This window comes from Limosilactobacillus gorillae (assembly GCF_001293735.1).
GTDB classification, from domain to species: Bacteria; Bacillota; Bacilli; order Lactobacillales; family Lactobacillaceae; genus Limosilactobacillus; species Limosilactobacillus gorillae.
On the sequence record NZ_BCAH01000001.1, the window covers coordinates 1 to 20,194 of the forward strand.

At 50.9% G+C, this 20,194-nt stretch carries 18 protein-coding genes; 10 read left to right on the forward strand and 8 right to left on the reverse strand.

Annotation, left to right across the window (positions count from 1 at the left end; all coding sequences use genetic code 11):
- Positions 1-243 precede the first annotated feature (243 nt).
- Entirely contained in the window at positions 244-1,458 is a 1,215-nt protein-coding gene (locus tag AOQ57_RS00005; protein ID WP_093623948.1) for an ammonium transporter, read from the forward strand.
- A gap of 24 nt (positions 1,459-1,482) precedes the next feature.
- On the opposite strand, the gene AOQ57_RS00010 is transcribed toward AOQ57_RS00005, so the two are convergent.
- Genes AOQ57_RS00010 through trpX form a run of 3 tightly spaced genes read right to left on the reverse strand, consistent with a single transcriptional unit; the run spans position 1,483 to position 4,128 of the window.
- A complete protein-coding gene (locus tag AOQ57_RS00010) occupies positions 1,483-2,244 on the reverse strand; it encodes an ABC transporter ATP-binding protein (RefSeq protein ID WP_093623950.1) in 762 nt (253 codons plus the stop codon).
- Positions 2,237-3,136: an ABC transporter permease gene (locus AOQ57_RS00015; protein WP_093623952.1), complete on the reverse strand. Its 900-nt coding sequence runs from the start codon at positions 3,134-3,136 to the stop codon at positions 2,237-2,239. The genes AOQ57_RS00010 and AOQ57_RS00015 overlap by 8 nt, the downstream gene beginning before the upstream one ends.
- Positions 3,136-4,128, reverse strand: coding sequence for a tryptophan ABC transporter substrate-binding protein (gene trpX, locus AOQ57_RS00020; protein WP_093623954.1), 993 nt, complete (start codon positions 4,126-4,128; stop codon positions 3,136-3,138). The genes AOQ57_RS00015 and trpX overlap by 1 nt, the downstream gene beginning before the upstream one ends.
- 378 nt (positions 4,129-4,506) lie before the next feature.
- Here trpX and AOQ57_RS00025 point away from each other — a divergent pair, with 378 nt between their 5' ends.
- The gene (locus AOQ57_RS00025) at positions 4,507-6,051 is read left to right on the forward strand and encodes an ABC-F family ATP-binding cassette domain-containing protein (protein ID WP_093623956.1); all 1,545 of its coding nucleotides are present in this window, start codon (positions 4,507-4,509) and stop codon (positions 6,049-6,051) included.
- Between the two features lie 61 nt (positions 6,052-6,112).
- A complete protein-coding gene (locus AOQ57_RS00030) occupies positions 6,113-7,189 on the forward strand; it encodes a DHHA1 domain-containing protein (protein ID WP_093623958.1) in 1,077 nt (358 codons plus the stop codon).
- 132 nt (positions 7,190-7,321) lie between these two features.
- Here AOQ57_RS00030 and AOQ57_RS00035 read toward each other — a convergent pair whose 3' ends face one another.
- Positions 7,322-7,921: a L,D-transpeptidase gene (locus AOQ57_RS00035; protein WP_093623960.1), complete on the reverse strand. Its 600-nt coding sequence runs from the start codon at positions 7,919-7,921 to the stop codon at positions 7,322-7,324.
- A 370-nt stretch (positions 7,922-8,291) separates the two neighbouring features.
- Here AOQ57_RS00035 and AOQ57_RS00040 point away from each other — a divergent pair, with 370 nt between their 5' ends.
- From AOQ57_RS00040 to nrdF, 4 genes are read left to right on the forward strand one after another with little or no spacing between them, the layout of a single operon-like run.
- Complete coding sequence (locus AOQ57_RS00040; RefSeq protein ID WP_093623962.1) at positions 8,292-8,753, forward strand: class Ib ribonucleoside-diphosphate reductase assembly flavoprotein NrdI; 462 nt, start codon at positions 8,292-8,294, stop codon at positions 8,751-8,753.
- Complete coding sequence (gene nrdE, locus AOQ57_RS00045; protein ID WP_093623964.1) at positions 8,750-10,915, forward strand: class 1b ribonucleoside-diphosphate reductase subunit alpha; 2,166 nt, start codon at positions 8,750-8,752, stop codon at positions 10,913-10,915. Before AOQ57_RS00040 ends, nrdE begins: the two co-directional genes overlap by 4 nt.
- An 11-nt stretch (positions 10,916-10,926) precedes the next feature.
- On the forward strand, positions 10,927-11,847 hold the full coding sequence (locus AOQ57_RS00050) for a ribonucleotide-diphosphate reductase subunit beta (protein WP_093623966.1): 921 nt from the start codon (positions 10,927-10,929) through the stop codon (positions 11,845-11,847).
- A gap of 9 nt (positions 11,848-11,856) precedes the next feature.
- Positions 11,857-12,807: a class 1b ribonucleoside-diphosphate reductase subunit beta gene (gene nrdF / locus AOQ57_RS00055; RefSeq protein WP_093623968.1), complete on the forward strand. Its 951-nt coding sequence runs from the start codon at positions 11,857-11,859 to the stop codon at positions 12,805-12,807.
- 151 nt (positions 12,808-12,958) lie between these two features.
- On the opposite strand, the gene AOQ57_RS00060 is transcribed toward nrdF, so the two are convergent.
- The 4 genes from AOQ57_RS00060 to AOQ57_RS00075 all read right to left on the reverse strand — a co-directional run bounded on the left by AOQ57_RS00060 (position 12,959) and on the right by AOQ57_RS00075 (position 18,494).
- Positions 12,959-13,597, reverse strand: coding sequence for an HAD family hydrolase (locus AOQ57_RS00060; RefSeq protein WP_093623970.1), 639 nt, complete (start codon positions 13,595-13,597; stop codon positions 12,959-12,961).
- A 26-nt stretch (positions 13,598-13,623) separates the two neighbouring features.
- Positions 13,624-14,535, reverse strand: a complete 912-nt coding sequence (locus AOQ57_RS00065) for a proline-specific peptidase family protein (RefSeq protein ID WP_093623972.1) — start codon at positions 14,533-14,535, stop codon at positions 13,624-13,626.
- Between the two features lie 75 nt (positions 14,536-14,610).
- Positions 14,611-17,007 carry a Xaa-Pro dipeptidyl-peptidase gene (locus AOQ57_RS00070; RefSeq protein WP_093623974.1) on the reverse strand — a complete coding sequence of 799 codons (2,397 nt, stop codon included), beginning with the start codon at positions 17,005-17,007 and terminating at the stop codon, positions 14,611-14,613.
- A 98-nt stretch (positions 17,008-17,105) separates the two neighbouring features.
- On the reverse strand, positions 17,106-18,494 hold the full coding sequence (locus AOQ57_RS00075; RefSeq protein ID WP_093623976.1) for an APC family permease: 1,389 nt from the start codon (positions 18,492-18,494) through the stop codon (positions 17,106-17,108).
- Between the two features lie 102 nt (positions 18,495-18,596).
- Here AOQ57_RS00075 and AOQ57_RS00080 point away from each other — a divergent pair, with 102 nt between their 5' ends.
- Genes AOQ57_RS00080 through AOQ57_RS00090 form a run of 3 tightly spaced genes read left to right on the forward strand, consistent with a single transcriptional unit; the run spans position 18,597 to position 20,086 of the window.
- Positions 18,597-19,016 (forward strand): bis(5'-nucleosyl)-tetraphosphatase, encoded by a 420-nt coding sequence (locus tag AOQ57_RS00080; protein ID WP_093623978.1) that lies wholly within the window; start codon positions 18,597-18,599, stop codon positions 19,014-19,016.
- Complete coding sequence (locus tag AOQ57_RS00085; RefSeq protein ID WP_093623981.1) at positions 19,016-19,612, forward strand: guanylate kinase; 597 nt, start codon at positions 19,016-19,018, stop codon at positions 19,610-19,612. The genes AOQ57_RS00080 and AOQ57_RS00085 overlap by 1 nt, the downstream gene beginning before the upstream one ends.
- Positions 19,613-19,636: 24 nt before the next feature.
- Positions 19,637-20,086: a Fur family transcriptional regulator gene (locus tag AOQ57_RS00090; RefSeq protein WP_093623983.1), complete on the forward strand. Its 450-nt coding sequence runs from the start codon at positions 19,637-19,639 to the stop codon at positions 20,084-20,086.
- Positions 20,087-20,194 lie beyond the last annotated feature (108 nt).

Sequence of the window (20,194 nt, forward strand, 5' to 3'; positions counted from 1 at the left end):
TGAGCTACAAGCCACCGAATAAATTCGGTGCGTAGTTGACTGTAGAAGAATTAGTAAATTTGGTGCAAGAGCGAAAATTGGTCTAGTCAAAAAAATAAAAGGTTGGCAGCGGTTTCAACTTAACAAAGCCCTGGTTAACGGTACTTAGAACAAAAGATATTTTCAAAAGAGCTGGTGTATCTTGCGAACGATATTAGAATGGTCTAATCTGGTTAACATTAAATTGGAAGGGGTTGAAGAAAGATGAACGCAGCAAACGTATTGTTCGTGATGGTCGCCAGCATCCTGGTCTTTTTTATGACACCAGGCTTGGCATTATTCTACGGGGGGTTGAGCGAGAAGAAGAACGTTGTTAACACCTTCATGTCGGTTTACTTCATCTGTGGAGTGGCCGTCATCATGTGGATTTTAGTTGGCTACTCGCTCTCATTTTCCGGTAACGTCTGGGGAATCCTGGGCAATCTGCACTGGGCAATGTTTAAAAACGTCAACCTCTTTGCGCTGACATCGACTAAAATCCCGACCGGTTTATACTCATTATTTCAGATGATGTTTGCTATCATCACCCCAGCCCTCTTCGTGGGGGCGGTGGTTGGCCGGGCCCGTCCCCGGTTCATCGTAGCCTTCGTAATCTGCTGGTCACTATTAGTGTACTACCCGCTGGTTCACATGGTGTGGGGTGGTGGTATTCTCGGTAAACTCGGCACGCTCGACTTTGCCGGGGGGACCGTTGTTCACATTAATGCTGGGGTAACCGCCCTGATTCTTTCATTGATGGTGGGGCCCCGCTTGAAACACGATGCCGATCAACCAGCCAACTTGGGTCTCGTCTTGATTGGGACTTCAATCCTCTGGCTGGGCTGGTACGGCTTTAACGCCGGGTCAGCCTTGGCCATTGATACCGTAGCCGTTCAAGCCATGATCACAACGACGGTGGCCACCGCTGCCGCTATGATCACCTGGCAATTCTTGGAGGTATCCTTTACCGGTAAGGTGAGTCTGGTGGGGTCTTGCACAGGAACCGTTTGTGGCCTGGTTGCAATCACTCCGGCTGCTGGCTACGTTACCATTAGCGGTGCGGTCATGATTGGTTTGGGCGCTTCCATTTGTTCCTACCTTTTTGTGACCTACGCCAAACCCCGCCTGCGCTTGGATGACACCCTGGACGCCTTTGGTTGCCACGGGATCGCCGGGATCTGGGGCAGCATCGCCACGGGACTCTTTGCCACCAGCCAAGTTAATGCTCAAGTGACTGATAATGGTTTGTTTTACGGCGGCGGAATGCATCAGTTTACGGTTCAAATCTTGGCCACGCTGGCTACGATGGCCTTTACGGCTGTGATGTGCTGGTTGATTATTAAGGCCCTGCACTTAGTGATGCCAGTTCGGGTTTCAGCTCGTGAAGAGGCAGTTGGCTTAGATATCACTCAGCACGGCGAGCAGATCGTGGCCCGGTAGTCATTTTTGCCTTCAATCTAGCAATTATTCAAAGTAGGCAGCCAACCTTTCTGGGGTTAGGCTGGCTTTTTCTTTACCAGCCAGGTCGGCCTTGATCTGGCCGTCCTTGAGTACCAGGAGGCGGTTACCGTAGTGGATGGCATCCTCCATGTGGTGAGTGATCATCAAGGCGGTTAGCCCGTCTTCTTTGATCCGTTGATTGGTAGCTGCCATCAGGGTGGCGCTGGTGTGGGGATCTAGGGCGGCCGTGTGCTCATCGAGTAAGAGGATATCAGGACGCTTTAAAGTCGCCATTAAAAAGGAGAGAGCTTGACGCTGGCCGCCAGACAAGGCACCCGTGGCTGTCATTAGCCGGGTTTCCAGGCCGTTGTTCATCGTGGCCACGAGGGTTTCAAAGCCCTTCAGACGGGTCTTAAGGCGGCGGAAGACTAGGTGACGGGGCTGACCACGCTTTTCAGCCAGGAGTAGGTTCTCGGCAACCGTCATTCGCGGGGCAGTGCCCAGCTTTGGGTCTTGAAAGACGCGGGCCAAGAACTTGGTCCGTGCCTCCTGGGAGAGGTGGGTAATGTCAGTACCGTTGTGGAGGAGTTTCCCCCTATCAGCGGTTAGGTTGCCGCCAATCACGTTGAAGAGGGTCGACTTACCGGCCCCATTGGTCCCTACGATCGTGATGAAGTCACCGGGGTTAATGGTCAAGTTGATTTCCTTTAGGATTGTGGTCTGACTGGCGGTACCTCGGTTAACAACCGTGGTGACGCCTTGGAGTTCTAAAATGGGCTTAGTCATGGCTGGTAACCCCCTTTAAGATCGGTTTTTTGATGTTTAAGATTCGGTCGACTTGCGGAATCATCATGCATAGTGCGAGGACAATTGAGGACAGTAAGTTAAGATCGTTAGCTGAAAAGCCAAGTTGCAGGACGGCTAACAAGATCAACCGGTAGATAATTGACCCGAGGGTGACGGCAACCAGGCGTTGGCTCAAGGTTAGTTCACCAAAGGCGACTTCGCCGATGATGATCGAAGCTAGGGCGATCACGATTGTCCCAATCCCCATGTTGACGTCGGCGTAACCGTTGGACTGGGCAATTAAGGCCCCTCCTAGGCCGACCATCCCGTTTGAAATCATCAAACCGACGATTGTCATCCGATCGGTCCGGATCCCCATTGAGCGGGCCATGGTCAGATTATCCCCGGTGGCAATGAAGGCCTGACCATAGTCAGTGTTTAAAAAGAAGATTATTAAGACGGTAATGATGCAAATTACGGAAAAGCCAAGCACAACGGAGTCAAAGTATTCCGGTAAGCTCTTCAAGAAGTGGTTAGAAAACAGGGTGGTTTGGCCCAGGAGTGAGGTGTTGGACTTGCCCATGATCCGTAGATTGACCGAGTAGGCAGCCGTCATGGTTAAGATCCCGGCTAAAAGGCTGGGAATCTTGCCCTTAGTAGTTAACAGACCGGTGATCAAACCGGCAATCATCCCGGTCCCGGTAGCGGCTAAGGAGGCCAGTAGCGGGTTAACCCCGTGGACGATCATGGTTACGGCCGTGGCGGCCCCCAGCGGGAAGGTTCCTTCAACGGTCATATCGGTAATGTTTAAAATCCGAAAGCTAAGGTAGAGGCTGAGGCCAAGCAGGGCCCATAAGAGTCCTTGGCCGATGGCAGATGTGATTAAGGTCATTAGTTAAATACCTCCCCGTGATCCTTGGCGGCTTTTTCAAATTCCTTTGGAACCGTTAAGCCTAGTTTGTGCGCTTGTTTTAGGTTTAAGACCGGGTCCCCGTGGCGAATGTACTCGATGGCGGTTGTTTCTGGTTTGGCCTTCCCCTTTAGGATCGCCCCGGTTACCTTGGCGCCTTCAACCCCAAGCTTGTATTGGTTGATGCTGTAAGTGGCAACCCCACCATCCTTGACCATTGTATCGGCGGCCGGGAAGACCGGCTTGTTAGCGGTATCAGCGTTTTTTACCAGTGTTCGCATTGCTCCGGCAATCGTGTTATCAGTTGGGACAATCACGGCATCGACTTCGGTAAGCATGTGCTGAGAGACCTGGTCTAAGTCGTTGGAGTTAGCGATTGAATAAGATTGAAGGTTTAAGCCCATCTTCTTAGCCTGAGTAACGAATTGCTTATGCTCGGCTTCAGCTGACGGGTCTGAAGAGGTGTAGATGATCCCCAAGGTTTTAGCGTGGGGCATGAACTGGTGAACTAGTCTCAATTGGTCGGTAACCGGGGCCTGGTTGGAAATTCCGGTAATGTTGCCGCCCGGCTTCTTGTCATTTTTGATTAGGCCGGCGCCCTTTGGATCGGTGACCGCTCCCAAGACAATTGGGATTTTGGTGGTGGCATTAGCCAGGGCCTGGCTGGCCGGGGTGGTAATCCCAAACAGAACCGTCGCGTGATCGTTGACCAGCTTGGTAGCCATTGTCTTTAGGTTTGACTGGTCCCCCTGGGCATTTTGATATTCGATGGTAATATTTTTACCGTCTTTGTATCCTTCCCTAGCCAGTTCATCGACAAAGCCCTTGTAGATTTGATCAAGGGCGGGGTGGTGCATCAGGGTTAAGACCCCGACTTTGGGCTTGCTGGTTGTTGCTAGACCCCCCTGCTCTTTGAAGAAGGCGACCCCTAAAAAGGCCACAAGTAAGGCAATTAGTGTGTACATCCGTTTCATTGATTTTTCTCCTTTCCCAAATAAAAAAGGGTCCGCGTAAAACGGGCCCCTTTGAAAAAGAAAACGCCCGTACGTGGATCCGTACGGGCGCCAAGGTATGTGGAAGCCGGCACGGATGCAATCTGAAATACTCAGGTTGCATCCGTAAACGGTCAACCTGAGTTACCGGCTTTGCCAGACGTTATTTACTTGGATAAGTTGGTTCCTCATGTTGACGACTCCTCTCGTTTGATTTGTGACCACTATACCGGAGGGGCGGTGGCCTGTCAACTAAAAATGAGAATTATTTTAATTAATCTTTCAGACGCCCTTAAGCATTATGGACCGGCAATTAGTGATACAATTGATCATTAGACTGAAAACGGAGGATTGATAACGATGGCAGTACTAGACGTGTCGGGGTTGACGATGAGCTTTGCTGATAAAAAGCTCTACGATGACGCCAACTTCCAACTGGAGCGTGGTGAGCACATGGGGGTGGTCGGTCAAAACGGAGCTGGAAAGTCAACGCTGATTAAGATCTTGATCGGCCAGCTCTTGCCGGTGGCCGGGCGGGTTCAGTGGCAAAAGAACACCAAGATTGGCTACTTGGATCAGTACGTCGACATTCCGGCCGGGATGAACTTGATCGACTTTTTACATACCGCCTTTGCTGACCTGTACGCAATTAACGACCAGATGAACCAGCTCTATCAGGATTACGCCACCAAGATGGACGACCGGCTTTTGACCCAGGCTGGACGCCTGCAAGAACAGCTCGATACTCATAACTTCTACGGGGTGGAGACCGAAATCGAGCGAGTGATGGCCGGGCTGGGACTAAACGAGCTGGGGAAGGACCACGTTGTTGCCGAAATGTCTGGGGGCCAGCGGTCTAAGATCATTTTGGCTAAGATGTTGTTGGAAAACCCGGACGTGATCCTTTTGGATGAACCGACCAACTACTTGGACACCGCCCACATTGAGTGGCTGATCGAATATCTTAATGATTTTGCTGGGGCCGCGATGATTATCTCCCACGACTACGACTTTTTAGAGCGAGTTACGAACACGATCGTCGATGTTTCCTTTGGTAAGATCACCAAGTACCGGGGCAGTTTCAAGCAGGCGATGCGTCAAAAGGAAGAGAAGAAGGCCCTTCAACAGCGTGAGTACGAAAAGCAACAGGAGGTCATCGATAAGGCCGAACGCTTTATCCGTAAGAACAAGGCTGGTTCTAAGTCGACAATGGCTAAGTCACGGGAGAAGATGCTGGCCCGGATGACCCGGATTGATCCGCCAGAAGACAACTTAAAGGCCTCCTTTAACTTCCCGTACGAAAACACTGGCTCGGCGAATGCCCTGCGGGTTGAAAACCTGCAGGCTGGCTATGGTAAACCACTATTATCACCGGTGACCTTTGCGATGACGGCCGGCGAAAAGCTACTCTTCAGCGGTTTCAATGGGGTTGGTAAGTCGACCTTGATCAAGACAATTCTAGGGAAACTACCGGCCTTAGCAGGGACCAGCACCTTTTCGCCATCGGCTAAGATCAGCTACTTTGACCAGGACCTAGTCTGGGATGATCCGACCAGGACCCCCTTACAAACGATCCAAGACCAATTTCCGACCATGTTACCGAAGACAATTCGCCAGCGCTTGGCCAAGGCCGGTATTAATGCTGCCAACGCTCAAAAGCCAATGAACCTTTTATCTGGGGGTGAGCAGACCAAGGTTAAGTTGGCCCTCTTGGAGCTGACCCCAGCCAACTTCTTGATTTTAGACGAGCCCACCAATCACCTTGACGACGAAACCAAGGAAGGATTAAAACGGGCCCTCCAGAAATTCCCGGGCAACCTAATCCTGGTTTCTCACGAGCAGTCTTTTACTGATGGCTGGCTAGATAAAGTTTTAAACGTTGAAAAGCTAAGCCTGAAGAAGTAGATGGTATTTTTAAATTAAGGGCGCAACGCCCTTTATAATAGAGTAACAAGGGGGAACCAATATGACAGAACGAATTAAAATTTTTTCTCATAACGACTTAGACGGCTTTGGGGCGCCATACCTATTGCAAGCAGTCCAGACAACCGTTTTTCCGGACACCACCTTTGACATCGAAACCATTGGGGCCGGTCGGATCGACGAGTACTTTGATCGCTGGCTACACAGCCCGGAGGCTAATAGCTTTACCGATGTTTATATTATGGATATGACACCGGATTCTAGTCACACCTTCCAGGAGTTAAATGCCAGCTTCGCCAATCACTGGCTAATTTTTGACCACCACGAAAGTGAAGCAGACGCTCGGGCCGCCCACACCGCTAATGTAGTGACCCCAGCCGATGAAACTGTTAACCCAAGTGCGGCCAGCCTGGCCTGGGATTGGCTGACCACTCAGCCTCGCTTCAACCAGCTGAGTGCCAGTCGGCGTCGTGAACTGGCCTACTTGATTGAGTTGATTCGAGCTTATGACACCTGGGATTGGCAAAATGATCCCAACATGAGCCAGGAAGAGCGGGTGGCCGCCGATGAGTTTGACCAGTTGTTTTGGTTCTACCCGCTCAGTCATTCGGCGGAATTTGTTACGCAGGTCTTTGCCCTGGGCTGGGAACGCTACCGAAAACAAAATGAGCTTTTGGTCCAAACCCTGAATGACCGGCGTGATCACTACTTGAAGGGTCACTTAAAGGACCTCTTAATTGAGGAACTTGCCGACCATAAGTGGGGGATCGTCTATGCTAGCGACTATAAATCGGAAATCGCCCACCGACTAATGGAGGAAAATCCTGAGGTTGAGGCGGCCATGGTGGTGGCGCCAACTAGTATTTCCCTGCGTTCCAACGGTAAGGTCGACGTGGCACAGTTTGCTGAGCAGTACTTCCGGGGCGGTGGCCACGCTGATGCTGCCGGGGGCCGCTTAGATGTCAACCTGATCCAAGTTGGAGAACAAGCGGTGGTTGAATCCATCAAAGAGATGATTGAAAACCAGGCGACGGAAGAAAAAGAAACGGAAACAACGTTAGCCGATAGTCTCGATCCTGCGTTAGCAGCCAAGATGGCCGCCCTCTTCAAGAAGGATTAACTAGCAATGCCTTAAAATTGGGCGTGGGACAGAAGATAGTGATTTCGTTGTTTCAGTTACACAAAGAACAAAAGGAAGCCCAGCGNNCGCTGGGCTTCCTTTTGTTAATGGCGTAGGTTGGGCACGCGTTATTTAATTATTGGTGATTACAACCTTGGTGCCTTCCTTGATGTTTTCATATAGCCACTTGGCATCAGGTACGGAAAGGCGGACGCAACCATGGGAAGCGGCCTGTTTACCGAGCTTTTTAGCCTCTGAAATCACAAAATTTCCGTTGGCGTCAGTTGGCACGGTGTGGAAGAGGTATTCGCCATGGTTTTTCCAGGAAACCCAGTACTTAGCTCCCTCGTTACTGGACTGGTTGTAAAAGAAGGTGCCCCGCTCGGCTTGGATGTGGTAGGTCCCAGTAGGGGTGTCGCTTTTACCAGATCCGGTTGAGCAATACATCGTGTACAAGACCTTGCCGTCGTCGATTAAGTAAACCCGTTGCTTAGCTTTAGAAACCTTGATCCACAGGTTAGGGTGGGCATTAACGTCTGGGTAGGCAACCGTTTCTGATGACTTTTGCCAGTTAATGGGGGTCCGCATGACCGAGCTAGTCTTGTGGACAGCCGAGGAATCGGTTTTATTAGCGGTATTTGCTCGGTGGTTATTCCAGAGGATGGCGCCCCCGATGGCAACCACTAGAACCAGGGCAACGGCCACCAGAATGTGTTTGATTGAAGACCGCATGTTTTTTCTCCTTTGCTTACTATCAAGCAGGATTGTAGCACACTTTATGCGAAGGATGTTCAGATTCCGGTCAATAGTAACCAAAGTTTAATCTATTCGTAACTCAATTTGGAGGGAGAAAGCATATCTTGTCAATCGATTGATCAGTGATTTATCAAAGGATTAAGAATGGCTAAATTCAAAAATTAGATTTTTATCATCAAATTCATGATCAATGTCAAGAAATTACGGAGAGAAAATTGCGTTAACCAGGGAAAAAGGGGTTAAGCAAAGTTACTAATCGGATGGAATATTAAAATATTCTAATTTTAATTAATGGCGAAGGAGAGTACAATCACAACCACAACATCTTGTGATTGGAGTGCGATAAATGGTTAAAGAAATCAATATCTTGTATATCTCCCTAAGTGGGAACACGCGGGACTTTGTTCGCCGCTTAACGGACTACTACCAGACCTTGGGAGTAAAGACATCAGCAATTAACGTTCGCGAAGAACCGACTCGTCAACGACTAACGGCACCCTTTGTGACAATTTTACCCGCCTTTTTAAACGGGGGGAACGGCCGGGATAACGGCTACAGCGAAATTTTATCGCCAGCCTTGGGGCACTACTTAGCTTACGAGGATAATTATCGGCGTTGTTACGGCATCATTGGCAGTGGCAATCGTAACTTTAACCGTCAGTTCGCACTAACGGCTAAGCAGTATGCCAAGCGGTTCGGTTTTCCTTACCTAACCGATTTTGAACTACGGGGTAGTGATAACGACATTATCCGGATCGGCCAATTACTGCTAGAACGGGCCCAAGCCTTTGAGGAGGAACAAGCATGAGTGAAGTTCAAACGGATCCGCAATCCTATTTTTACTACAATAACCTGGTTAACATCCCTGAGAACGGGTCAATTGCCGTCCACTATGATCAAGACGCCCTAAAGGCCTACTTTAAAGACTACGTTATTCCCCGTACGGTTACCTTTGCAAGTCCAGCAGCACGCCGGACCAAGCTGGTGGCGGATGACTACTTAGACGGGGCGGTCTTGGACCAGTATCCTGCAGATTTCATTGACCAACTGGAGGAGCGGGTGCGCTCCCACCAGTTCCGCTTCAAGAGCTTCATGGGGGCATACAAGTTTTATGCCCAGTACGCGATGAAGACCAACGATGGCAAACAATTTTTAGAGGACTATAACGACCGGGTGGTGGCCAACGCTCTGTACTTAGCCCGCGGTGACCAACAGCTGGCAACTGATCTGGCGGATGAATTAATTAACCAGCGCTACCAACCGGCCACGCCTTCTTTTTTAAATGCGGGTAAGAAGCGCCGGGGTCAGATGGTATCGTGCTTTTTGATTGACGTCCAGGACTCGATGCTCTCGATTGGTCGGGCCTTAAATTCAGCCCTCCAACTGTCACGGATTGGAGGCGGTGTTGGGGTAAACCTCTCTAACTTACGGGCAGCCGGTGACCCAATCAAGAAGATTCAGAATGCTTCGTCCGGGGTTTTGCCAGTGATGAAGCTCTTGGAAGATGCCTTTTCGTATTCTAACCAGCTGGGGCAGCGTAATGGGGCCGGCGTGGTCTATTTAAACGTCTTTCACCCTGATATTATGGCCTTTTTAGAGACCAAAAAGGAAAACGCCGACGAAAAGATTCGGGTTAAAACCCTGTCGCTTGGCTTGGTGGTGCCAGATAAGTACTATCAGCTGCTGAAGTCAAACGCCCCGATGTACTTATTTAGCCCTTACGATGTTGAACGGGAGTTACAAACGCCCTTCTCCTACGTTGATATAACCAAGGAGTACGACCGCCTGGTTGCTAACCCACGGATCAAAAAGACAACCATTTCCGCGCGGGAGCTAGAACAAAAGATTTCCCGTCTTCAGCAGGAATCTGGTTACCCCTACATCCTAAACATTGACCATGCCAACCGTGCTAACCCGGTGGCTGGTAAGATCATCATGTCTAACCTTTGCAGTGAGATCTTACAACCCCAAGAACCATCAAAGCTAACGCCAGATTTATCTTATGAAACGGTGGGAACTGACATTTCCTGTAACCTGGGGTCAACAAACATTGATAACATGCTGAGGTCCCCGGACTTTGGCCATTCCGTTGAAGTAGCCGTGCGAGCCTTAACTAACGTGACCGACACTACCAACATTGAAGAGGTACCAAGCATTGCCAAGGGGAACCGCCTTTACCACACGATCGGTTTAGGGGCGATGGGCTTGCATACCGCTTTAGCCCGGCGTCAAATCGAATATGGCTCCCCGGAGGCGCTTGAATTTACCGAGGCTTACTTCTTAGCCCTTAACTACTACTCCTTAGTCGCCAGCAACCAAATTGCTAAGGAGCGCGGGGAACGCTTTGTGGGCTTTGAAGAGTCCAGTTATGCTGATGGATCTTACTTTGCAGATTACGTGGCTCACCCCTTCACCCTGCACTTTGAAAAGAACCATCAGGCCTTTGCCAACGTGGCGTTGCCAAGCCAAGCCGACTGGCAAGCCCTTAAAGAGGCGGTACAAAAATATGGCCTCTACCATCGTAACCGACTAGCGGTGGCCCCTAATGGTTCGATTTCCTACGTTAATGAAACGTCCGCGTCCTTGACCCCGATCACCCAATTAGTCGAACAGCGTCAGGAAAACAAGGTGGGCGCCCTCTTTTATCCCGCTCCTTATCTTTCCAACGAAACACTACCCTACTATACCCCAGCCTACGATCTTGACCAACGCAAGATTATTGACACGTATGCCGTCGCTCAAAAACACGTTGACCAGGGAATGAGTTTGACCCTCTTTATGCGCTCAACCTTACCGGCGGGGCTTTACGAGTGGAAGAAGCCTGACCAACCGAAGATGACGACCCGGGATTTAAACCGGCTGCGCAACTACGCGTGGACCAAGGGGATCAAGTCGCTGTACTACATCCGGACCTTTACCACGGATGACGAAATTCACACCGCTAATGAGTGTGAATCCTGCATGATTTAAGGAGGAGAATGATGGATTACCTGTATTACAAGGCAATTAACTGGGACGAACAAGAGGATCAGGTTGACCAAGCCACCTGGTTAAAACTGACGAACAACTTCTGGCTTGATACCCGGGTACCAATCACTGCCGATCAAGCCAGCTGGCACGCTCTGACGGTTAACCAACAGGCCCAAATTGGTCAGGCCTTAGCCGGTCGGGCCCTCTTGAGCGCCTTTCAGTCAGAAATTGGAGCGCCAGCCTTACGTGCGGGCCGGCGGACGCAACAAGAAGAGGCGGTCTTGAACCTGATTACCTTCATGGAGTCGGTTCACACCAAGGCGGTAACGACCATCTTTCGGCGCCTGACCGATGAAAAAACCGCGGCGAGCTACTATGCTTGGGCGGATAACCAGGAACCGCTGCAAGAGGAGCTTGAGTTGCTCGTGAAGGGGATGCAGGGCGATGATCTTTTACGTCGGGGCCTGTTTCTGATCGCAGACACGGTTCTTGGCGCCGGGTTTGACTGGGCGGTCCTTAGTCATCCCGAGCTAGCTCAAACTAACCGGATGCTAACCAACATCCTGACTGGGAATCTGATTTTTCGCGATTACCTGAGTTATAAATTCCGCCAGGGATTAGAAGAACGATCCTCCGAAGATCAGGAAGCCCTGGTGGCTCAGTTAACTGAGTGCGCCCAGACCTTGATCGATTTAGCTCACCAGCAGAACAAGGCCCTCCTGACGGAAGCGGGGGCGGCTGATAGCCTAGTGGACTTTCAATGGCAGATGCTACAGATGACACTGGGACTGGGCGATCAACCCGCTGAAACGGATCCGATTGCCCACCGGATTAATCAATTGGCAACCCGGACGCAGGAGACAACGGTGGTGGAAACGATCAAGGACGCTGACGCTACTGAATTTATGCAAGATGACGACTACGATTTCTAGGAGGACGAGATGGCTTTTACAAGCGTAAATTGGAACGTCGAAGAAGACGAGTTTGACGAATACGTCTGGGACAAGGCAACCGCCCAGTTCTGGCTCGATACCCGGGTGCCGGTTTCAAATGACCGGAAAGACTGGCGGACCTTGTCAGCTAGCGAGAAAGGCGTTATTAACAAGGTGGTGGGGGGCCTTGCCCTGTTAGACACCCTCCAGTCTGAAGAAGGGGTTAATGTGATGCGTGAAGACGCCCGGACGCGCAAGGAAGTGGGCGTTATTAATGACTTTTTGATGATGGAATCGATCCACGCTAAGAGCTACGGGACGATTTTAAGCACCTTAAACGACCAAGAGACGATTGATGACACCTTTCACTGGATGAACAATGATCCACGGATGCAATATAAGGTCCAGCGCATCAACGAGATTTACCAGCATGGCAACAACTTGGAAAAGAAAGTGGCCTCGGTCTTTCTGGAGGGGATCTTGTACTATTCCAACTTCTTCACCCCGCTGTGGTACCGGGGTAACAATAAGTTGGCCAATCTCTCTGAGGTCATCAAGTTGGTAATTCGGGACGAATCGGTGCACGGCACCTACCTGGGCTATAAGTTCCAACAAGCCTTTGCCGAACTAACGCCGGATGAACAGACCCGCTTCCGGGCCTGGATGGACGACCTCTTGGCCGATCTCTTAAAAAACGAGTTCGCCTTTACCGAAGTGGTTTACGCCCCGATTAAGATGGTTGAAGACGTCAAGCAGTTTGTTCGCTATAACGCCAACAAGGCAATGAACAACATGGGCTTTGCGGCCATCTTTGATCACGCCGCCATTGAAGACATTAACCCGATTGTGATGAATGGGATCTCAACGGAAACGGCTAACCATGACTTTTTCTCCCAGGTTGGGGCCGGCTACCTAATGGGGAACGCCGAAGCTATGACTGATGATGATTACGACTTTTAATTGAAAAAAACCGCCTCACGCCAATCTTGGCGCGGGGCGGTTTTGCTAAAGAAGAAACGTAAGCTTAATCCTTGTAAAAGTTGAGTTTCAGTCTGGTTGGTCTAACCAGTAAAAGGGCCACTCGAAGGTGGGTTTGCAAAGGAATATAAGCCTAGAGCTCCAACAGTTGGGTTGGGGAAGACAGCTTGAAGTCGGCATCGGCTAGCTTGGTGGCATCGCCGGAGCCGTACAGGGCGGCAGCAAACTTGATGCCGGCGGCGTGGGCGGCCAGCAGGTCGTTAACGGTATCGCCAACGTAGACTGCTGTATTCAGATCGGAATTACCCAGGCGCTTTAAGGCAAGTTGGATCATATCTGGGGCTGGTTTACCGTTTTTAACGTCGTCAAAGGTGACGGCTGTTTTGAAATTCTTGGCAAAATCAAATTTGGCGGCAATGTGTTCTTGGTATTCTTCGCCCAGCTTGGAGGTGGCCACGGCTAAAGAGGTTCCTGGCCGGTTAGCCAGCTTACTTAAGGTTACCTCGACGTCCGGATAGACGGTCGTCCGGTCCTCACGCTCATAAGATAGTTTGAACCAGTCAGCGAGGATTTGATCGTGTAATTCTTCCGGAATCTTGGCGATCACTAAGGCGTCCTTACCGGTAATCCCAAAAAGGTCGTGCTTCATCCGTTCAGCCTCTTCAGGTGTGTAGGCGAAGCCGTACTTGGCCAAGACGTCAATCATGGCCGGCATGTACATTTCGTAGGTGTTGATCAACGTTCCGTCGACGTCGAAAATGAAGTTATTCATCACTGCTTCCCCCTAAAATTAATTACTTACTTGTTAAAGGTACCGGCTTCGACTTGGCGAATGAAGTCGGCCAGGTTCTTGTAGTAGACGTCTGGGTTGTCGATCATGTGGTGGTGTCCACCGTCTGGTGTGGTAACCAGCTTGGAGTTTGGAATCAGGCTGGCCATCGTTTTGGCGGTCTGTAGCGGCATCGTTTCGTGTTCCCCGAAGGTTAACAGGGTTGGCACCTTGATCTTTGGTAATTGGTCACGGAAATGCCAGTCCTTGAGCTTACCAGTGATAACAAACTCGTTGTCACCTTGGAAGGCGTTGTAAACGGCTGTACCACCGAGGTCTTGGACGTGGTAGAGGCGTGATGGTTGCTTGCGATCAACGAAGTTTTCGTTTAGTACTTGGACATCTTGTTGGTAACGTTCGTTGTCGTAATCGTTGTTGGCTTCACACTTCTTCATGAAGACAACTTCTTCAGCTGGCAGGACCACTTCTCGGCACTGGTTAACGTGGGCAACGTATTCGTCAATTTCGTCGACCATGGAAGAAATGATGGCCCCCTTGAGGTGCTCACCGTACTTGACGGCGTATTCTTGGACCAAGAGGCCCCCCCAGCTTTGTCCGATTAGGTAGAAGTTATCGATCCCGAGCTTTTGGCGGACTTCTTCGACTTCATCCAAGAAGTATTCGTAGGTCAGGTACTTATCGGCTACGGCAGGGTTTTGGTAATCCGGTTGGTCAGAGTAAAGCGAGCCCAGTTGGTCATACATGTGGACCTGAACGTTTAAGCCCTGCTTTTTCAATTGCGTAGCCGTATCTTCCCAGTACTCGTGGTTACCGCCTGGGCCCCCGTGCAGAGCCAAGAGGTGGATGGTCCCTTCCCCTTGCGTGTTGGTCCATAGGTGGTAGCCGTTATCAAGCGTAATAATCGTTGTCCCTTGTTTCAAAGTTTTCAACCCCCATTTTATTTTTTAAATTACAAGTTTTATTGTACCGCAAATCATGAAATGGTGAAAATAGTGCTAGGCAAAGTCAGCCACGACCCGCAGGTGAATGCTGGCCGGGTCGATGGTATAGGCAGCCTCTTCATTGCCCCGAACAGTCATTAAGTAGTCGGTGGCAAAGAGGATGAGCTCCAGCTGGTGGCCGTCTTCGAGGTGATGGTAGACCGGCTGCAAGGGTAAGGTGACGGTAACGGATTGGTTAGGCAGGTAGTCGTCGGCAATTTCAAGGCTGGTCCGGTTTTGTAGGTTAATGTGGCCGTAAGAAATGACGTGGTAGTCACTGGGCTCTTTTTCTAGTTTGAACTCACGTAAGTCGTCGTACTTCCACTGGTAGCCAAGTGGGATGGCGTTCTTGCCTAGCAAGACAGGGTTCTTGGTCAGCCGGTGGGTGCTCCCCCGGTCAACTAAGTAGGCAGACAACAGGCCGTGGTCAAGATTGGTAGCGACCTTAACACTCAGAGTGGGGGTTCCCCGTAGGACCAGGTCGCCGGCCATCACCTCAGTGGCAAAGTGGGCTGAGAACTTGCCAGGGTCATTGATGAGGGCGGCTTGCCACTTAGCTGGGTGGGTGCACCAATCTTGGTAGGTAGCCACTTCTTGATGATCGTTAAAACTAATCGGACTAGCTGAAGTGGCAGCGCCCTTCACAAGCTTGTTTTTGGCCACGTGGTAATCAAAGGTCAGGCGCCCATCCCAAGTTTGGGCCGCCTGCCAGTTCCCTTCGGTGCGATTGTCTTCAAATAAGACCCGCGGGAGAACCTGGTCGGCATTGTTATTAATCCCCCACAGCTTATTGGCTAACCAAAGGTTGACCATCTCGTTAAAGTCCAGTGAAGCAAAGGCGTTGATATAGATGTGTTGCCCCTGATGGAGGATCAGGTGGGCTGAGTGGTCCATTTCCAGGAGAGCATGGTCTAAGGCCTTGACGTGAACCGGCTTAACGTTGGTATCGTTTAGGCCGTGGACCATCATCACGGCTGCCTTGATCTTGCTGAAGTTAGGACGGTAATTACGCTGGGCCCAGAAGTTGTTGTAGTTACCACTGGCCCGGTCCTGGGCGGCCGTCATCTGCTTAAGGTAGGCTTGGTTGGTCCCCTCGATTTGGCGGTAGTCGGCCGCTGATTTGGTACGGCTGAAGGTTTCAGCAGCCAGGACATCGGCGTCTTCACCCTGGAAGCCTCCGGGAGCAACCACTAGGCCCCCCTCGCGGTAGTAGTCGTACCAAGAGGAGATAGCAGCCTCGGAGATAATGGCCGCCAGCCCCTTGACCCCGGTGGTGGCCACCGCCGTTGCCAGGGTTCCTAAGTAGCTGCGGCCGGTCATGGCAATCTTACCATTGGACCAGAATGCAACCACTGATTGACCACTGGTGCGGTCACTGAAGGCGACCCGGTCGCCGTGAAGCCATTCCACGACCGCCTTCATGGCGTCGGTTTGCTCTGGTGAGCCGCAGGTCTGCAGCCCGTCAGAGTCTTTGGTACCGATCCCGGCCGAGTAGACGACTGCGTAGCCCCGGGTGGCCAGGTAGTCGTTTAGGGTATATGACGGCGTAGAGGCAAAGCTCTCGCTGGCGGGCCCGGTTCCCTTAATTTTTTGCCGTTTGGTTGGAGTGGCAAAAACTGGTTCCGTCGGGCTCTGGTGGTTAGCATCCTTGTGGGCCAAGGCAACGTTAACGTCGTGGGTGATCTTTTCGCCCCATTCATCGTTAGTGCCCTGGTTGTAAGGACTAGCGGTGAAGAGGACCGGTACCCGTAATCCCTGGTTGGAGTCGGCGGGCCGGATAACCTCAGCCTTAACCAAATCGGCCACTCCGTCGGAATCGGTATCGAGGTCGGTTTGAACGTAGACAACCTCGTGGATGAAACGGTGGGGATTAAAGGAAGCGACTGGTTTACCGTTGAAAAAGAGCGGCTTTTGGCTGGCCGGCAGGTTGTAGGTCCAGGTAAGCATCCCCTGGCTGGTGAACTTATCGAGTAAGGAAATACCGTACTTAGTCCGGGTCAACAAGAGCAGGTAAAAGGAATCGATTACCGCTGCCTGGTCCCATTCTTGGTGGTAGTGGTGGGGCAGGTTAAGGCGCTGAATCCCAAGTAATGGGTATTCCAACGGGTAGTCGACGGCGACCTCATAGTCAAGGAGCTGGAGGGCTAGGAGGTAAAAGACGGCGTCGGTTGGTTGTGTGTTTTCTTTGAACCAGTCGGCGGCGTTGGTGGTTGGCGTGGCTAGCAAACTCTTTAGCCAGCTGGTCCGGCCTGCCTCAGAATTAGTTTCCTGGTGGGTTCGCAACAGGAGAGTCAACAGGAGCTGGCTGGCCGAGAGATTTTCGTCGCCGTCCACTAGTAGGTGGAGGGATTGAAGTTCATGACGGCGGGTGGCGTCGTCGGTTGGAATCAGTGAGAATTGGTTGACTTTCACAATGAACACCCTTTCAAAAGACAGTTTGCTTAATTATAGCGCATCAAGAAAGGGCGTGCCTAAGTCATCGATAACTCAGACACGCCCTGATAGTTATGTTATTCGTGGGCTAACTTACTGTGGCGGTAGCCGTAGCTGAAGTAGAGAACGATCCCGATTAGGAACCAGATCCCGGCCCCAATAAAGGTTTCCTTGGACAAGAGGCAGATCATAACTACACAGGCCACCCCAGAGAGGATTGGTAAAACGGGGTACCACGGGACTTGGAAGCCGCCACGGTTTCCAATGTCCTTACGCTTGCGAAGTGGCAAGATCCCGAAAGAAACAAAAGTGAAGGCTAAAAGGGTCCCGATGTTAACCAGGCTGGTTAACTGGTCTAAGGAGACCAAGCCCCCCATTAAGGCGATGATGATTGCCACCACCCAGAGGGCAGCTTGTGGCGTGGAGTTCTTGTGGTCAAGCCTACTTAAGAACTTCGGCAAGAGGCCATCACGCCCAATGGAGTAAACCAGTCGGGAGGAGGAGTAGGTCATTGTCACCATCATGGTGAACATTCCAATCAGGGCCCCGATTGATAGGAGATCAGCGATCCAGCCCTGGTTAACGGCCTTTAAGGCGAAGGCCACCGGGTTAGCAACATCTAACTTGGTGTACGAAACCATCCCAGTTAAGACCACGGAAACCCCCATGTAGAGGATCGTGGCAATCACCAAAGTTCCGATGATCCCTAACGGCATATTCTTCCTAGGGTTCTTGACTTCGGCAGCCGAAGAAGACACGGCGTCAAAACCAAGGAAGGCGAAGAAGACCGTCGTGGCCCCGTGCATAACCCCGCTCATCTTATATGGTAAGAAGGGGTGGTAGTTGGCGGGTTTGATGAAGAACAGGCCTACCCCGATGAAGGCCAGGATAATCAAGATCTTGATAATCACGGCAACGTTGTTGATCCGCATTGAAGAGCGCATCCCCCGTGACAAGATCAGGGTGACGATTAAGACGATTGCCACGGCCACAATGTTAATGTAGGTACCGTGGGCCGGGTCAAACGGTCCCGATAGCGCCTTGGGAACGTTGATACCAAAGGAGGCCAAAATGGAATTAAAGTAGGCCGCCCACCCGGTTGATACCGAGGCAACGGCCAACATGTATTCTAAAATTAAGGACCATCCCAAAATCCAGCCGATGAATTCCCCAAAGATCACGTTCCCGTAGGAGTAGGCACTCCCGGCGACTGGAAGGGCCGAGGAAAATTCGGCGTAACACATGGCTGCCAACGCACAGACAATTGCGGCCATTAAAAAGGACAGGGTGACCCCTGGCCCGGCATCATTGGCCGCCACCGTGCCGGGAAGGATAAAGATCCCGGTCCCGATAACCGCCCCAATTCCGAGGGTCATCAGGTCGAAGGCAGTCAGTGACTTTACGAACTTTTTGTCCGCCCCCAGATAAGTTTGGAGACTTTCTTTTCGCATTATCTTCAGACTCATAATCGCTAACCACCTTTGCTATAATTTATGATAAAGTCTACTTAGTCCATAATAGAGAACACAATATTAAAAGTCAATTAAATTTTAATGAGGTGAAAAACGATGGCAATTGAGGTAACTGCTGGTGCCGTGGTGTACCGCCATGGTCAGGATGGAATTGAATACTTATTATTGCAGAGTACGAACAAGGGGAACTTCTGGGGCTTCCCAAAGGGTCACGTCGAAGAGGGTGAGAACCTAGTTGAAACGGCGCGCCGTGAAATTAAGGAAGAAACCAGTTTACAAGTCGAAGTCGATACTAGTTTTTCAGTCTACACTGAATATGACCTTCCCAACGGTAATCACAAGCAAATGACACTTTACTTGGCCGACTTTGACCAGGCCGCTGATTTGAGCCTGCAGGCGGAGGAGATCCAAAATGCCGGTTGGTTTAACTACCAGGCCGCCCGTGAACGCCTGACCTACGATAATTTGAAGGAACTGCTTGACCAGGTCAACGCCTATCTGGAGGAAGAGGAATAATGCCATGTAAAAAGCCCGTCTTTGTGATCACGGGAGCGGCTGGCAGTGGTAAGACGACGGTGGCCAAATACCTAAGGGATACCTACCAAATGGCTAGGGTCATCACCCATACCACTAGGGACCCGCGGCCAGGTGAAGTTGACGGGACTGATTACTACTTTGAAACCCCGGCCACATTTAATAAGCGGCACCTGTTAGAGAAGGTTGAATACGACGGCCACCTTTACGGTTCCTCTTACGAAGGCTTGGCAGCCGGCTGGGCTAATCACCCTGCCGATGTGATCGTGTTGGATACCGCCGGTGCTTTAACTTATCACCAAGCCCTAGGGGATCAGGCGGTGGTGATCTTTTTGACCGTCAGTCACCCGCAGACCTTGGCTAACCGGATCAAGGCGCGGGGGGATCAACTGGCGGCCGTTAAGTCGCGGTTGACTTCCGATGAATACCGCCGTGATCAATTCCTACCTGACTACCTGGCGGGGATTGCCCATGTGGTTGTTAACGATGATTGGAAACAAACCACCGCTAGCCTGGACACCTTAGTCGCCCAAGTGGCCCCAGCAGTGGTACAATCGAGTCGATCAACAAAAGCGTAATCATTACTAATTGGGGGGATAAGCGTGGAGAACTTAGTTGTTCGAGCCGAAACAATCATTAAAAATAACCAGTTACGTTTAACCAAGCAGCGCCGTTCCTTAATTAATCTGTTGGTTCACCAACCGGATCACTATTTGGATATCACGATGGTCGACCGCCAGATGCGTGAGCTTTACCCGGGGATATCGCACAACACAATTTATCGCAACCTGGAGGAGTTTGAGGAGCTCGGTCTGGTTGAGATTACTCAGCGGAGTAACTGCAGGGCCGTTAAGTTCTCCTGCGCGGACGGTACTCACCAGCACCACCACCACTTTATCTGCCAGAAGTGCGGGCGGGTTCAGGAAATTCAGATGCCCAAGTGGCCCAGTGACTTTTATGAACAACAGTTGCCGGGGGCTCAAATTACCGGTCATTCCTTTGAACTGTATGGTTTGTGTGCTCAGTGCAGTCGCCAACAAACTTCAAAATAAATTCATTGATATATTATGGGCTGGATACCCGTCACTTTAGTGATGGGAGGAAAGCCCCCACTCAAGCACCTACGGTGCTTCTTTTTTGGCCTTTTCCCTTTCTTTTTG

What these genes read in the sequence shown, in the direction of transcription:
- AOQ57_RS00005 (WP_093623948.1), top strand. Translation starts at nt 244, where the DNA reads ATGAACGCAGCAAACGTATTGTTCGTGATGGTCGCCAGCATCCTGGTC.
- AOQ57_RS00010 (WP_093623950.1), bottom strand. Translation starts at nt 2,244, where the DNA reads ATGACTAAGCCCATTTTAGAACTCCAAGGCGTCACCACGGTTGTTAAC.
- AOQ57_RS00015 (WP_093623952.1), bottom strand. Translation starts at nt 3,136, where the DNA reads ATGACCTTAATCACATCTGCCATCGGCCAAGGACTCTTATGGGCCCTG.
- trpX (WP_093623954.1), bottom strand. Translation starts at nt 4,128, where the DNA reads ATGAAACGGATGTACACACTAATTGCCTTACTTGTGGCCTTTTTAGGG.
- AOQ57_RS00025 (WP_093623956.1), top strand. Translation starts at nt 4,507, where the DNA reads ATGGCAGTACTAGACGTGTCGGGGTTGACGATGAGCTTTGCTGATAAA.
- AOQ57_RS00030 (WP_093623958.1), top strand. Translation starts at nt 6,113, where the DNA reads ATGACAGAACGAATTAAAATTTTTTCTCATAACGACTTAGACGGCTTT.
- AOQ57_RS00035 (WP_093623960.1), bottom strand. Translation starts at nt 7,921, where the DNA reads ATGCGGTCTTCAATCAAACACATTCTGGTGGCCGTTGCCCTGGTTCTA.
- AOQ57_RS00040 (WP_093623962.1), top strand. Translation starts at nt 8,292, where the DNA reads ATGGTTAAAGAAATCAATATCTTGTATATCTCCCTAAGTGGGAACACG.
- nrdE (WP_093623964.1), top strand. Translation starts at nt 8,750, where the DNA reads ATGAGTGAAGTTCAAACGGATCCGCAATCCTATTTTTACTACAATAAC.
- AOQ57_RS00050 (WP_093623966.1), top strand. Translation starts at nt 10,927, where the DNA reads ATGGATTACCTGTATTACAAGGCAATTAACTGGGACGAACAAGAGGAT.
- nrdF (WP_093623968.1), top strand. Translation starts at nt 11,857, where the DNA reads ATGGCTTTTACAAGCGTAAATTGGAACGTCGAAGAAGACGAGTTTGAC.
- AOQ57_RS00060 (WP_093623970.1), bottom strand. Translation starts at nt 13,597, where the DNA reads ATGAATAACTTCATTTTCGACGTCGACGGAACGTTGATCAACACCTAC.
- AOQ57_RS00075 (WP_093623976.1), bottom strand. Translation starts at nt 18,494, where the DNA reads ATGAGTCTGAAGATAATGCGAAAAGAAAGTCTCCAAACTTATCTGGGG.
- AOQ57_RS00080 (WP_093623978.1), top strand. Translation starts at nt 18,597, where the DNA reads ATGGCAATTGAGGTAACTGCTGGTGCCGTGGTGTACCGCCATGGTCAG.
- AOQ57_RS00085 (WP_093623981.1), top strand. Translation starts at nt 19,016, where the DNA reads ATGCCATGTAAAAAGCCCGTCTTTGTGATCACGGGAGCGGCTGGCAGT.